Origin of the sequence: Sphingomonas sp. ATCC 31555 (assembly GCF_000282895.1) — a bacterium.
Taxonomy (GTDB): domain Bacteria; phylum Pseudomonadota; class Alphaproteobacteria; order Sphingomonadales; family Sphingomonadaceae; genus Sphingomonas.
The window spans coordinates 67,794-81,497 of record NZ_ALBQ01000003.1; the positions used below are offsets into that span (position 1 = coordinate 67,794).

Annotated in this window: 10 protein-coding genes; 5 read left to right on the top strand and 5 right to left on the bottom strand. The window is 66.5% G+C overall.

Annotated elements, in window-relative coordinates; all coding sequences use genetic code 11:
* Positions 1 to 75: 75 nt before the first annotated feature.
* Positions 76 to 480, bottom strand: a complete 405-nt coding sequence (locus tag B215_RS0101070; protein ID WP_019367769.1) for a MerC family mercury resistance protein — start codon at positions 478 to 480, stop codon at positions 76 to 78.
* Between the two features lie 278 nt (positions 481 to 758).
* On the opposite strand from B215_RS0101070, the gene B215_RS0101075 reads away from it, so the two are divergent.
* From B215_RS0101075 to B215_RS19380, 3 genes are all read left to right on the top strand, one after another.
* Positions 759 to 1,466, top strand: coding sequence for a superoxide dismutase (locus tag B215_RS0101075; protein ID WP_019367770.1), 708 nt, complete (start codon positions 759 to 761; stop codon positions 1,464 to 1,466).
* 556 nt (positions 1,467 to 2,022) lie between these two features.
* Positions 2,023 to 4,170: a TonB-dependent siderophore receptor gene (locus B215_RS0101085; protein WP_019367772.1), complete on the top strand. Its 2,148-nt coding sequence runs from the start codon at positions 2,023 to 2,025 to the stop codon at positions 4,168 to 4,170.
* A gap of 1 nt (position 4,171) precedes the next feature.
* Entirely contained in the window at positions 4,172 to 5,455 is a 1,284-nt protein-coding gene (locus tag B215_RS19380; RefSeq protein ID WP_058805461.1) for a DUF3526 domain-containing protein, read from the top strand.
* Positions 5,456 to 5,653: 198 nt separating this feature from the next.
* Here B215_RS19380 and B215_RS0101095 read toward each other — a convergent pair whose 3' ends face one another.
* From B215_RS0101095 to B215_RS0101105, 3 genes are all read right to left on the bottom strand, one after another.
* On the bottom strand, positions 5,654 to 8,767 hold the full coding sequence (locus tag B215_RS0101095; RefSeq protein ID WP_019367774.1) for an efflux RND transporter permease subunit: 3,114 nt from the start codon (positions 8,765 to 8,767) through the stop codon (positions 5,654 to 5,656).
* Complete coding sequence (locus tag B215_RS0101100; protein WP_019367775.1) at positions 8,764 to 9,846, bottom strand: efflux RND transporter periplasmic adaptor subunit; 1,083 nt, start codon at positions 9,844 to 9,846, stop codon at positions 8,764 to 8,766. The genes B215_RS0101095 and B215_RS0101100 overlap by 4 nt, the downstream gene beginning before the upstream one ends.
* Before the next feature lie 83 nt (positions 9,847 to 9,929).
* Positions 9,930 to 10,544, bottom strand: coding sequence for a TetR/AcrR family transcriptional regulator (locus tag B215_RS0101105; protein WP_019367776.1), 615 nt, complete (start codon positions 10,542 to 10,544; stop codon positions 9,930 to 9,932).
* Between the two features lie 127 nt (positions 10,545 to 10,671).
* Between B215_RS0101105 and B215_RS0101110 the strand changes: the two genes are divergently transcribed.
* Together B215_RS0101110 and B215_RS0101115 are read left to right on the top strand one after the other, a co-directional pair.
* Complete coding sequence (locus B215_RS0101110) at positions 10,672 to 12,093, top strand: efflux transporter outer membrane subunit (RefSeq protein ID WP_236704511.1); 1,422 nt, start codon at positions 10,672 to 10,674, stop codon at positions 12,091 to 12,093.
* An 80-nt stretch (positions 12,094 to 12,173) separates the two neighbouring features.
* Entirely contained in the window at positions 12,174 to 12,983 is an 810-nt protein-coding gene (locus tag B215_RS0101115; RefSeq protein WP_019367778.1) for an oxidoreductase, read from the top strand.
* Between the two features lie 250 nt (positions 12,984 to 13,233).
* On the opposite strand, the gene B215_RS19385 is transcribed toward B215_RS0101115, so the two are convergent.
* Positions 13,234 to 13,671, bottom strand: a complete 438-nt coding sequence (locus B215_RS19385) for an NmrA family transcriptional regulator (protein WP_236704510.1) — start codon at positions 13,669 to 13,671, stop codon at positions 13,234 to 13,236.
* Between the last annotated feature and the right edge of the window lie 33 nt (positions 13,672 to 13,704).

Here is a 13,704-nt window from a genome sequence, read left to right on the forward strand (position 1 = left end):
CGCGCGCCTCGGCAACGCCGGGGGCCCTGCGGGGCGCCGCAGCGCCACTCGCTGCATGTGCCGGGGCGCGCATCGTCACCGCTTCACCGCATGGGGGCCGTCGCCATGCCGAAGCGCGCGCCAGTTGAGCGCATGGCCAAGCGCCAGCGCCAGGGCGCCGGGCACGGTCAGCGCGGTTTCCATCGCTTCGGTCGGGGCGGCGAGTGCGCCGAATGCCAGCAGCGCAATCCCCGGAACCACGATCATCACCGGCCTGCTCTGGCGATGGCGGCGATAGCCGGCAGCCAGCGCGATCGTGCTGGCCGGTATCGCAAGCGCAAGCGCCCACAAGTGGAATTGCTCCGGCACCGCCAGATAGGCCGCCAGCACGGGAAGCAGGAGGATCAGCATCGGCAGCACGAGGCAGTGCACCAGGCAGAGCAGCGAGAGTCCGAGCGCGAGCGCGTCGTACAGATATTGTCGTCGCACTGCCTGCGTCATGCCTTACTCCATCCAACGCTGGACACCGAGGTGCCTGCGTGGCAATGATATAACATCACCATCGCGTCAAGTGGCCTTCCCACCTATTGGCGTCCGACCAAGGAAGAAAGCACGTTGTTCCAGCTACATCGCTGTCGGGATGCAGCCCGGCCACCCCGGTCTTCCCTCTTCGCGCGGAACGATCTTTCTTTGAGCGCGCGGTCGACGCCAAATCCGCGTGCCACCCGTTTCGGTCGTGTGCCGACCCGTCCCACCCCAGCCATAACCAGGAGGAACCCATGAAGCGCATTGTCCTATCGCTTGCGTTTGCGAGCCTTGCCGCCGCCCCGTCGCTCGCTCTCGCACAGGCGACGCCCGCGCCCGCCGCCTTCACGCTGCCGGCGCTGCCCTATGCCGCCGACGCGCTGGAACCGGCGATCGATGCGCAGACGATGACGATCCACCACGACAAGCACCACCAGGCCTATGTCGATGCGCTGAACAAGGCAGTTGCCGCCGATGCTGCGCTGGCTGGCCAGTCGCTAGAGCAACTGGTCGCCAGGGCGGGCACGCTGCCGGCGGTCGTGCGCAACAATGCCGGCGGGCATTGGAACCACAGCTTCTTCTGGAAGACGATGGCGTCGCCCGCGCAGGCTGGCGCGCCCTCGCCGGCGCTGGCGACCGCGATTGCCGGCAGCTTTGGCTCGCTCGACACGTTCAAGGCCGCGTTCAAGGAGGCAGGTACCAAGCGCTTCGGCTCGGGCTGGGTCTGGCTGATCGTGGGCGCGGACGGCAAGCTGGCCATTACCTCCACCCCCAACCAGGACAATCCGTTGATGGACGTGGCCGAAGCCAAGGGCACGCCGATCCTCGGCAACGACGTGTGGGAGCATGCCTATTATCTGAAGTACCAGAACCGCCGCGGCGATTATCTCGACGGCTGGTGGCAGGTGGTGAACTGGGCCGAAGTCTCCCGCCGCTACGCGCAAGCAACGGCAAAGCGCTAAGACGATGGCATAGCCGATCCAGACCGCCGCCTATTGGGACGAAACGGCCGACACCTACATCCTCGGCGCGGAACCGTTCACGGCGCAGTTCTGCCGTGACGCGGTGGCGCTCGCCGATATCGGGCAGGGCATGACCTTGCTCGATATCGCCACCGGCCCGGGCGCGCTTGCCCTGGCGGCGGCCAATCCTGGCGAACGAAAGCCCGATGATCGGCGCCAACCCGTTGATTAGCGGGCGGGGGGATAGCGAAAGGCGTGCCGTGGTGGGCGAAGCAGCAAACATGCTCGGGCAATGGCGGGACGGTGACTGGATCCGGATTCCGGGAACGGCGCATCTGGCGGTTGCCGCTAAGCCGGAAGCATCTGCCGGGTAGATTAGCGGCCCGGGCTGGACGCGCTCTCGCGACCGGTCACACTTTGCCCGGTTCGATCGCGTCGGCTTGCCCCGTCGGGCAGTCGGACGTGAAAATGCGCGCGATTCCAAGTCCCTTGCGCGATTGCTCCCAGTGACTTACGGGGGACGTTATACCGTAACACGGTTGCAATAGGGGGAAGAATGAACCGACTGTCCGTACGGGCAGGCCTGATGCTAGGCCTGCCCCTTATCACCATGCCTGCGTTTGCCCAGACCGGGGAGGGGGAGCATTCGCGTCGCTCGGATATCGTGGTTACCGGGGTTCGCCAGGACGACAGCTACGCCCCCCAGCAGGCGTCCGTCGCCGGCAAGAGCCCGGCGCCGCTGATCGAAGTTCCGCAATCGGTAAGCGTTGTCACGCGCCGGCAGATCGAGGATCGCAACCTCTTCACGATCGGCGAAGCGATGCAGACCGTGGCGGGCGTCACGGTAATGCCGTTCGATGGCACCAACCCCGATTATCGCGCGCGCGGCTTCGTGCTCGACTATGCCTATGACGGCATCCCCTCGACCTTCTCGTCCGGCGTGCCCGAGTTCGACTTGGTTATCTATGAGCGGCTTGAAGTGCAGCGCGGGCCGACCGGCCTGTTCCGTGGATCCGGATCGCCGGGCGGCACGATCAACCTCATCCGCAAGCGTGGACAGGATCAACTCGCAATTTCCGGCGCGCTTTCTGCCGGCTCCTGGAACAACTATCGCGGCGAGTTCGATATCGGCGGGCCGGTGGATGCAGCCGGGCGTCTGCGCCTGCGTGCGGTGGGCGCACTGCACGATCGCGACTTCTTCCAGGCCAAGTCGCATACCCGCAAGCTTACCGCCTATAGCGCGCTCGACTTCGACCTGACGCCGACCACCACGATCGGCGCATCGCTCAGCTATCAGGATACGGTGGCGGACACGCCGATGAACGGGCAGCCGGCCTATGGCCTGCGCGTGAACGGCGCGACGTCGACGCGGCACCCACTGACGGACCAGTTTCTGAACTTCCCCCGCAACTTCCAGCATTTGCCCAGCTGGAACACGTTCACCGAGACCACCACCGAATATGCCGCCGAGATCAAGCAGCAGATCGGCGACTGGTCGGTCGTAGTGCGCGGTCTCCATCGTGACATCCCGCGAGCATGGGAAGACGCATTCGTTCGCCCCGGCACCGGTGTCGATCCCGTCACGCTGACGGCCGAATATGTGAACCGCCGCAGCCGGGGCGTGAACGGCAAGACGTCGGTGGACACTTATGCCACCGGCCCGTTCACGCTGTTCGGCCAGGAGCATGAGCTGGCGATCGGCTATAGCTGGGACAAGCGGACGACTTCGTTCCTCAATCGCACCCAGACGCCGGTCGGCAGGTATTCGATCTACGCTGCAGATTCGATCCCGCTGCCGGGTGCCGCCTTCACCTCAGGCAGCGAAACCGATTTGCAGCAGAGCGGCGTCCATGCCCAGCTCCGGCTGCGCCCCATCAAGGGCCTGACGATCGTCGCGGGCGCCCGGGTCAGCGACTATACCAACAAGTCGCGCAGCATTCCGCCTTCGACGCCTACCAACTTCACCACCGGCGCGCGAGAGCGCGGCCAGTTCACGCCGAGCCTCGGCGCGGTGCTGCACCTGACGGATAACGTCACGCTGTACGCAAGCTACTCCGACATCTTCAATCCGCAGACGTCGCTGCGGGCCAACGGCACCGTGCTCGATCCCCGCGTCGGCGAGCAATATGAGGCCGGCTTGAAGGGGAGGTTCCTGGACGGGGCCCTTAACGCCAGCGCGGCGGTGTTCCGCAGCAAGGACAAGAATCGCGCCCTCGCCGACACGGCAAACCCTGGCTTCTTCGTCGAGGCAGGCGTCGTGAAAATCGAAGGCTTCGAGTTCGAAGTCACCGGGCGCCCACTCCCTGGGTTGGACCTCGTGGCGAGCTACACCAACGTCAGGACCGCGTTCGAGCTCGGCACCGCAGCCCAGACCGGCGCCGTGTTCGACCTCAACACGCCCAGACACCAGTATAAGGCATATGTCCGGTACGAGCCGGTGGCACTAGGCGGCGCCTTTGCCGCTGTCAGCGTGATCGGTCAGAGCGGCGTCATCGCCGGTGGCGTTGCCAGTATCCGCGAGCAAGCGCCCTTCGCCGTAGCGGGCGCCCAGCTCGGCTGGCGTGTCGACGAGCACCTGCGTGCGTTCGTGTCGGTCAATAACATATTCGACAAAATCTATTACCAGCGCGTCGGCTCGATCAACACGTACAACTTCTATGGCGAGCCACGGAACGTCCTGCTGACGCTCCGCGCCAGCTACTGAAATGACAGGCGCGCTCGTTCCCGTCATTGCCCGCCAGCAATGGCGGCTATTGGTACGCGACCGACGGCTTGCGGTGCTGGCGCTTTCGCTGCTGCTGGCATTGCTCGCCGCAGGGATCGCCGGTGCCGCGCTCCACGGCGCACGCGAGGAGGAACGGCGTGCCGCTCAGGCGCAGGAGGCACGGGTCTGGGCATCGCAAGGCCCCGCCAACCCGCACGGCGCGGCGCATTTCGGACGCTATTTTTTCAAGCCGGTCTCGCCCCTTGCCGTGGTCGACCCCGGCCTGCTGCCCCAGCTTGGCACGTCGCTCAAAGTCGAAGCACATGCCAACAATCCGGCACGCAACCGCACGATCGATGGGGGTACGGCACTCGACCGCTTTGGCGCGCTCAGCCCGGCGACAATGCTCCAGCTTTTTGCGCCGCTGCTGGTGATACTTTCCGGCTTCTCGGCCTTTTCGGGGGAACGCGCACGCGGCCTGCTCCGACAGGAACTTGCCGCCGGCGCCTCCCCCGCCGCGCTGATGGCAGGGCGCCTGGGAGGACTTGGCGCGACCGCCGGACTGCTGCTTGCCGTCGCCACCCTGGCGAGCGCGCTGGCGCTGGCGGGGAGCGGCGGGGGCCTGACGGAGTTTTCCGCGCTGCTCTGGATGATGCTCGGCTATGGCCTGTACTTGCTCGCCTTCGCCGCGCTCACGCTGGCGGCGTCGGCTGCCTTCGCGTCCGCGCGGACCGCGCTGGTGGTCCTGCTGGCCTTCTGGGCGATGGCGACGCTGTTCGTGCCCCGTATCGCACCGACGGTCGCGGAGGCGCTGGCTCCAACAGCTTCCGGCCCGGCGTTCGAGGCAGCGGTGACCAGGGAGGTTCGCGAGGGACCGAGCGGTCATGATCCGCAGGACGCGCGGCTCGATCGGCTGCGGAGGACGACGATGCAGCGCTACGGCGTTTCGAAGCTCGAGGATCTGCCGATCGATTTCAACGGCATCGCGCTTTCCGCGGGTGAGCAATTGTCCACCGCCATCTACCGTCGCCACTTCGCAGCGCTCTACGATGGCTATGACCGGCAGGCGGCGATCCAGCGCGGCTTTTCGCTCTTATCACCCTTGCAGGCGGTCCGGCCGTGGTCGGCGGCGCTCGCGCAGAGCGATCAGTATGCGCATCGCCGCTTCCTCGAACAGGCGGACGGCTTTCGCTACGATCTGGTGCAGACCCTCAACCGCGCGATCATCCATCGGCCCAAAGGCGGCGAAGGGCACCACCGTTGCGACCCGGGGTTTAGAAAATAGTAAATACTATACGCTGAGTGCGTTATTTTGATCAGCTTCCAGACTGGATAGTCACTTTTCTAGATTGTCGATTTTTGACAACATGGCATCATATATATCGGTGTCCGCCACAGATAATGCCTTCGAGAACCACGACATAAATGAATTTAGCATTGTGAATATTATCATGACAATTCTCAAATTCGGTAGAATGAATCTTCATGCGGTTGCCGCGTTCTTCTCGTCCCCAACCGTGGGCGTCGTCGCCGGACGGATCCGGAACCACAGCGCGTAAAGTGCCGGCAGGAACAGCAGCGTCAGGATCGTCCCGCCCAGCGTGCCGCCGATCAGCGTGATCGCCATCGAGCCCCAGAAGACCGACTTGATCAGCGGCACGAAGGCGAGCACCGCCGCCAGCGCGGTAAGGATCACCGGCCGCGAGCGCTGCACGGTCGCTTCCACCACCGCGTCATAGGGCGTCATCCCCAGCTTCTCGTTGTCGTGGATCTGGCCGATCAGGATCAGCGTGTTGCGCATCAGGATGCCGGCGAGCGCGATTAGGCCCAGGATGGCGTTGAAGCCGAAGGGGTGGCCGGTCACGAGCAGGATCGGAACCACGCCGATCAGGCCGAGCGGCGCGGTCGCCAGCACGATTCCCATGGCCGACAGGCTGCGCACCTGCAGGATGATCACGATCATCATCAGGAAGATCATGATCGGGAAGATCGGCGCCAGTGCGGTGTTGGCCTTTTCGGCTTCCTCGATCGAGCCCGCCATGTCGATGCGGTAGCCGCTCGGCAGACTCTGGATGATCGGCTGAAGCTTGGCGAGCATCGCCGTCGAGACGTCCGGCGGCTGCAGGCCGTTGGCGATGTCGCCGCGCACGGTGATCGTCGGCAGGCGGTCGCGGCGGAGCAGGATAGGGTCTTCCATCCGTACCTCGACCTTGCCGATCTGGCTGACCGGCACCCGCTGGCCGTTAGCGCCGGTCAGCTGGTAATTGCCGATGCGCGCGGGATCGAGCCGATCGGTACCAGCAGACCGGGCGACGATCTCGACCGAGCGGATGTCCTCGCGCACCTGGGCGACGGGCGCGCCGGTCAGCAGGAACTGGAGCTGGTCGGCGACGTCGCTGGAGGTGAGACCGAACGCCCGCAGCCGCTCCTGATCGAGCACGAAGTGCAGCGCCGGTGCACGCTCGCCCCAGTCGCTGTTGACCGTGCGCATCGACGGATCGGCCTGCATCACCTTCTGCACGCGCTCGGCGATGCCGCGGACGACGGCCAGATCGGGCCCTGCTACGCGGAAGGCGACCGGGAAGGGGGAGGGCGGGCCGAAGACCAGCTGGGTCGCCCGGACGCGCGCGGCCGGGGCGAGGCCGTTGGACACCGCTTGGCGCAGCTTCAGCTTCAGCCTGTCGCGCGCGGCCTCGTCGGGTGTGCGGACGACGACCTTGGCGAACGACGGATCGGGCAGTTCGGGCGAAAGCGACATGAAGAAGCGGGGCGCGCCCTGGCCAATATAGGCGGTGACGATCTTCGCCTCGGGCTGCTTCTGGAGCCACGCCTCGACCTGGCTTGTCGCCGCGCTGGTCTGGGCGAGCGCCGTGCCCTTGGGCATCTGGACCTCGACCAGCAGTTCGGGGCGATCCGAGGTCGGGAAGAACTGCTTCTTGACGAGCGCCATGCCCGCGCCGGCGATGAGGAAGGCACCCAGCGTGAACAGCGTGACCAGCTTCTTGCGGTGCACCGCCCAGGCGATGACGCCGCGGACGCGCTGGTACCGCGGCGTCTGGTAGATGGCATGGTGGCCGCCCTCGATCGGCTTGATATGGGGCAGCATCTTCACGCCCATATAGGGGGTGAAGATCACCGCGACGAACCACGACGCGATCAGCGCGAAGCCGACCACCCAGAAGATGTTGCCGGCATATTCGCCCGCGGTCGATTGGGCGAAGCCCACCGGCATCAGGCCGATCACCGTGACCAGCGTGCCCGCCAGCATGGGTGCTGCGGTATGGCTCCAGGCATAGGCGGAGGCGCGGATGCGATCATAGCCCTCCTCCATTTTCACAACCATCATCTCGATCGCGATGATCGCATCGTCGACCAGCAGGCCGAGCGCGAGGATCAGCGCGCCGAGCGTGATGCGATCGAGCACGCGGCCGGTTGCCCACATCACCACCAGCGCGATCGCCAGCGTCAGCGGGACGGCGGCGGCCACCACCAGCCCGACGCGCCAGCCGAGGCTGATCAGGCTGACGATCATGACGATCGCCAGCGCCTCCAGGAAGGTATGCATGAACTGGTCGACGGCTTCGCTGATGTTCACCGACTGGTCGGTCACCGGCGTCAGGGTCATGCCGAGCGGCAGTTCCTTCTGCACCTTGGCCACTTCGGCGTTCAGCGCCTTGCCCAGGTCGAGCCCGTTCCAGCCCTCGCGCATCACCACGCCGAGCAGCAGCGTCGGCTCGCCGCCGTTGCGGATCAGGAAGGTGGCGGGATCCTCATAGCCGCGCTCTATCTTGGCGATATCCGACAGGCGCAGGCTGTTGCCGCCAACGACGATCGGCAGGTCGCGGATCTTGGCGAGGTCGTCGAACGCGCCGTCGAGGCGGATCGCGACCTGCTGGCCCTTGGTCTCGATCGCGCCGGCGGGGGTGACGAGGTTCTGCTTGGCCAGTGCGACGAAGATGTCGCGCACCGAAACGCCGAGCGTCGCCAGCCGCTGCTCGGTGAATTCGACGAAGATGCGCTGCGGCCGCTCGCCGACGATGTTGATCTTGTTGACGCCGGGCACGTGGAGCAGGCGCTGGCGCAGCAGTTCCGCTTCGCGCGCCAGGTTGCGCTGGGGCTCGCCCTTCGCCTTTAGTGCGTAGAGCGCGAAGGTCACGTCGCCATATTCGTCGTTGACGAACGGGCCCATCACACCGCGCGGCAGCTTGGCCGCTTCGTCGCCCATCTTCTTGCGGGCCTGATAGAACTGTTCGGGTACGTCGGCGGGCGGCGTATTGTCGCGCAGCGTCACCGTGGTGAAGGCAAGGCCGGGGCGGGTGAAGGTCTCGCTGCGATCATAATAGCGCAGTTCCTGAAGCCGCTTCTCCAGCGGCTCGGCGACCTGGTCCTGCATCTCCTGCGCGGTCGCGCCCGGCCAGGCGGTGACCACTGTCATCACCTTGATGGTGAAGCCGGGATCCTCGGCGCGACCGAGCTTGAGGAACGCGATCGTGCCCGCCGCGATGACCGCGATCAGGAAGAACAAGGTGACGGAGCGCTCGCGCACGGCGAGCGCGGAAAGATTGAAGCCGCGCTTCTCGGGTTCGCCGCCGCTCACTTGGCGGCTCCTTCGGTGCGGACTGCTTCGCCTTCGTGGAGCATATGCGCGCCGATCGCGACGATCCGGTCGCCGGGCTGGAAGCCGGTCGCGAGACGCGCGGTTTCCTCGCCCAGCGCGACGATCCGCACGGGGCGCCAGGTCACCGTCTGCTGCTTGCCGGTGCGGAGCAGCCATACGCCGGGGCCATGGCCGGCATCGTGGATCGCACCCAGCGGCACCTCTGCGCTCGCGCCGGCACGTCCGCCGTCGAGCGTGATCGTGACGGTGGCACCCAGCGGTGCCCGCGCGGCACTGCCGTTCAGCACATAGCGGGCCTCGAAGGTGCGCGAGGCGGGGTTGGCCGCGTCCGACAACTGCCGCAGCGCCGCGGTGCCGCTGCCGCCGTCATAGGTGCGCGCCGCCGCGGTGGAGCCGATCGCGGGGCGGAGATCCTCGGGGAGCTGGACCAGCGCCTCGCGCGGGCCAGAGCGGGCGACGCGGACGACCACCTGCCCGGCGGCGACGACCTGGCCGGGCTCGGCGAGCGTCTCCACCACCGTGCCGTCCGCGTCCGCCAGCAACACGCCGTACGCGGTGCCGTTGCGGGCGATGCCGGCCTGGGCCTGGGCGGCGCGCAACTGCGCTGCCGCGGCGTCGGCTGCTGCCTTTGCCTTATCGTAGTTGGACGCAGAGATGGCGCCCGCGGCGACGAGATCGCGCAGCCGGCGCTCGTCGGCGGCGGTCTGCTCCGCGGCGGCGCGCGCCGCCTCGACATTGCGGTTCGAGGCCTGGGTGGCGAGCGCGAGATCGGTGATGTCCAGCCGCATCAGCGGCTGGCCGCGGCGGACGACGTCGCCGGCATTGACCAGGCGCTCGGTTACCTTGCCGGCGACGCGGAAGCCGAGGTCGCTCTGCACCCGTGCCGCGACGATCCCGGTGAACTCGCGGGTGGCGCCCCGTGCGGCAAGCGGTGCCACCGTCCGCACCAGCGGCGGATCGGTGCGGGGATCGGGCTCGCTGTACGAGCAGGCGGCCAGCGCGAGCAGAAGGGGAAGCGCTACGGCCTTGCCGCGGCGATCGAGAAAATGATCCGACACCTACGAATCCTCCAATGAGTTGGAGCGTAGATGTTTTCCTGTGACCAAATTGTCAATACGTCACAACGCCTATGGCTGATGGGTCATGGCGCCAGACTGCGCAGGATGAGCCCGGTAAGTTCGGTCTGCGCATCAGGCAGCAGGTCCAGGTTGCGCTCCAGATGCAGCGGGTCGACAAAGGGCATCATCGCATAGACGATCGCGCGGCAGGTCTCGTCCAACGGCGTCTTCCGCTCGAATTCGCCAGCTTCACGGCCCTCGCGGACGATCTCCGCAATCATGCTCCGCAGCGTATCCTTGTACGCGCGCGCCGAGGCCCAATTCTCTGAGGCGGCTGACGCTGCGATCTCGTAGATCTTGCGATCGTCGAAGAAGAGTTCCACGCTGAGGCCGGTTATACTCTTGAAGAAGCGGCGAAATCTGTCCGTCGCACTCTCGCCTTCGGCAACCGCGATCCGTGCTTCGCGCACGATTCGCTCCAGCCGGGCGCTGCAGATCGCCTCGCCGATCGCCTGCTTGGACTCAAAGAACCGATAGATATAGGCCTTGGAGAAGCCGATCTCGCGGGCGAGGTCGGCAACGGTGGTCTTGGCATAGCCATAGCGGGCGAAACAGTCGTTCGCCGCCTCGATGATCTGGTCGCGGACAGCATGTTCGGCGGGGCCGCGGGCGGGGGTGCTTACGAGGTTCTCGGTCATGGGCCTCAGATACGCATTCATCCGTGGATTGACAAACTGTGACCGATCAATGCATCAGTCACACGAGAGTTCCAAACCAGGTGATGCCATGCGCCCATCGCGATCGACCCTTTCCCTCGCGGCCGCCGTGTTTCTGCTGAGCGGCTGCGCGACAGGTCCGCGCTATGCGGTTCCGGCGACGCCGGCGCCTGCGCACTTTGCCTATGGCTCCGCAGTGGAAGCCCGTGCCGCCAGCGTCGAGCGTGCTGATCTGGTCGAATGGTGGCGCGGGTTCCGCGACCCGACACTTTCGACCTTGGTCGAGCGGGCGGTGGCACAGAATCTCGATCTCCAGCAGGCGGTCGCGCGCGTCACCCAGGCCCGCGCAGCGCTCAAGGGTGCCAATGCCGCGCTGCTGCCGGTCGGGCAGGTGAGCGGGCAGGGCGGCGGGATCTACCAGTCCAAGGAAACGCCGATCGGACGGTTGGCGAGCGCCTTCCCCCAGTTCGAACGCTCGACGGAAAGCTATGAGCTTGGCGTCGGCGCAAGCTGGGAACTCGATCTGTTCGGCGGCCGGGATGCCGCGCGGGACGCAGCGCGCGCCGACTGGCAGGCCTCGGCGGCCGGGGCGGTGGCTGCGCGGCTCACGGTGATCGCGCAGACGGCGGACACCTATATCCAGGCGCGCGCGCTCCAGGCGCGCCTCGCGATTGCTCTCGACCAGCTGAAGACGCAGCAGGGGCTCACCGATCTTGTCCGCCTGCAGTTCGAAAAGGGCGTGGGGGCCGAGTTGCAGCTTCGCCAGGCCGAAGGCGCGCTCGGGCAGCTTCGGTCGGCGGTGCCTGCGCTGCAGAACCAGCTGGACGTGACCCTGCACGCCCTCGATGTGCTGGTGGGCGAGCAGCCGGGCACCGCGAGGGAGATGCTTGGCGACGAGGCGGCGATACCCGCCGCCCCCGGCATCGCTTCGATCGACGGCCCGGCGGAATTGCTGCGGCGCCGGCCGGACCTGATCGCGGCGGAACGCTCGCTGGCCGCTTCCAATGCGCGGATCGGCGCGGCGATGTCCGAATATTATCCCAAATTCTCGCTGAACGCCTTCCTCGGCACCGCGACGACCAGTGCCGGCGGGCTGTTCGGCGGCGGCGCGACCCAGGCAAACGGCGTGCTGGGCCTGCGCTGGCGTCTGTTCGATTTCGGCCGGGTCGATGCCGAGATCCGCGCCGCCAAGGGGCGCAATGCCGAGTTGCTGGCCGCCTATCGCCAGGCGGTGCTGCGCGCCTCGCAGGACGTGGAGGATGCTTTCTCCACCCTGGTGCAGCAGGAGGCGCGGGCCGAAGCGCTCACTGCGGCGGAAATGTCGCTCGCGCGGGCGCGGGAAGCATCGTTCGCCGCCTACAAGGGCGGGGCGGTCAGCCTCGTCGAGGTGCTCGATGCCGATCGCCGCTTGCTCGAGGCCCGCGACGGCGTGGTGCAGGCGCGGGCGGCGGCGAGCCGGGGCGCGGTCGCATCGTTCCGCGCGCTGGGCGGCGGCTGGGATCCTGCCGGGCCTCGCATCGCAAGCAACTAAGGTGCGGGTATTTGCCCCCGTGCTGCTCCCAAGCTCCTGAAACCAGGCCCGTGTGGCGGGCGATCTGAGGAAAGCAAGCAATGGCTACCATGGAAGCATTGCCGGTCGCGCTCGTGACCGGCGCATCATCGGGTATTGGGCTGGCGACCGCGCAAGCGCTGCGCAGCGCAGGCTACCGGGTGTTCGGAACCGGCCGTCGGGCAGACGGATCCACCAAGGAGGGCATCACCATGCTCGCCTGCGACGTCACCGACGATGCATCGGTCGCGGCGACGGTCGCCGCCGTGCTGCAACGCGCCGGCCGGATCGATCTGCTGGTCAATAATGCCGGTTTCGGCATGGCGGGGGCGGCAGAGGAAACCTCGCTCGAGCAGACCCGCCAGCTCTTCGAGGTGAACCTCTTCGGCCTGATCCGCATGACGCAAGCCGTGCTGCCGCACATGCGGGAAGCCGGCAGGGGGCGGATCCTCAACATCAGCTCTGCCTTCGGCTTCATGCCGGCGCCCTACATGGCCGTTTATGCCGCGAGCAAGCATGCCGTCGAAGGCTATTCCCAGTCGCTCGACCACGAGGTTCGCAGCTTCGGCATCCGGGTAATCGCCGTCGAGCCGGCGAACACGAAGACGGCGTTCGACGCCAATCTCGCCTATGGCGACCGGCATCTCGACGCCTACGCCACGACGCGGCCAATGATCCACTTTATGCTCAAGGGCATGATGGAAACCGGGGACGAGGCGAAGGTGGTGGCGGACGCGGTCGTGGCCGCCGCGTCCTCGCCCAAGCCCCGGCTCCGCTGGCCAGCGGGCAAGGGCAAAAAGTTCAGCCTGCTCCGCCGCTTCGTGCCCGACGACGCGTTCGACAAGAGCCTGCGCAAGCAACTGGGACTGTGAGAAAGGGCAGCTGCGAGTTATAGACTAACCGGCTCATTACCAGCTGCCTGCCACGGCATCATTGCCGAAACGCTCGGGACCGAAGCTAGGGGTAGCGCGGGCGGCGACAGGAGCACAACGAGATCTGCTCGATGCGCAGGTCGCATCGACACCACCCGACTTCGCCCGCGTCCGTCAGGAAGGGGATTGCCGAAGCGGGCCAGCCGCCGGACTCGTGATCCGGAGACTGGCGCGGCGAGAATTCGGCCGGTCAGGCAGCCGCCAATGCGACAGCGGTTTCCCGGTAACCGTGCAGCGGGCGGCCCAGCATCGCGGTCAGGCGTTCGCGATCGCCATCATCCGGGATCATGCCGTCGCTAACATAGCGCTCCGCCATCAGGCGCATTTCATAGGCGGTCCAGCGCGGCAGGAAGGTCGCCATATTCTGCTCGAACGCACTGGGGTCATCACCGCCATAGACAACCGGGCGGCCCAGCACGTCGGACCAGATCGCCGCGACGCTTTCGCCCGTGAGCGTATCGGGACCGACCAGGTTGATCGTCTCGATCGGCAACTTCTCAGGCGCGCGGTCGCGGCGCAGCAGTTCGAGCGCGGCGACCTCCGCAATGTCGCGGGTATCCACCATCGCGACGCCCTTGCTGCCGATCGTCATCGGGTAGACGCCGTGTTGGAGGATGACTTCCTTCACCACCGCTTCGTTGTCGATGAAATAGGTCGGCCG

What these genes read in the sequence shown, in the direction of transcription:
- B215_RS0101070 (WP_019367769.1), bottom strand. Translation starts at nt 480, where the DNA reads ATGACGCAGGCAGTGCGACGACAATATCTGTACGACGCGCTCGCGCTC.
- B215_RS0101075 (WP_019367770.1), top strand. Translation starts at nt 759, where the DNA reads ATGAAGCGCATTGTCCTATCGCTTGCGTTTGCGAGCCTTGCCGCCGCC.
- B215_RS0101085 (WP_019367772.1), top strand. Translation starts at nt 2,023, where the DNA reads ATGAACCGACTGTCCGTACGGGCAGGCCTGATGCTAGGCCTGCCCCTT.
- B215_RS19380 (WP_058805461.1), top strand. Translation starts at nt 4,172, where the DNA reads ATGACAGGCGCGCTCGTTCCCGTCATTGCCCGCCAGCAATGGCGGCTA.
- B215_RS0101105 (WP_019367776.1), bottom strand. Translation starts at nt 10,544, where the DNA reads ATGACCGAGAACCTCGTAAGCACCCCCGCCCGCGGCCCCGCCGAACAT.
- B215_RS0101115 (WP_019367778.1), top strand. Translation starts at nt 12,174, where the DNA reads ATGGCTACCATGGAAGCATTGCCGGTCGCGCTCGTGACCGGCGCATCA.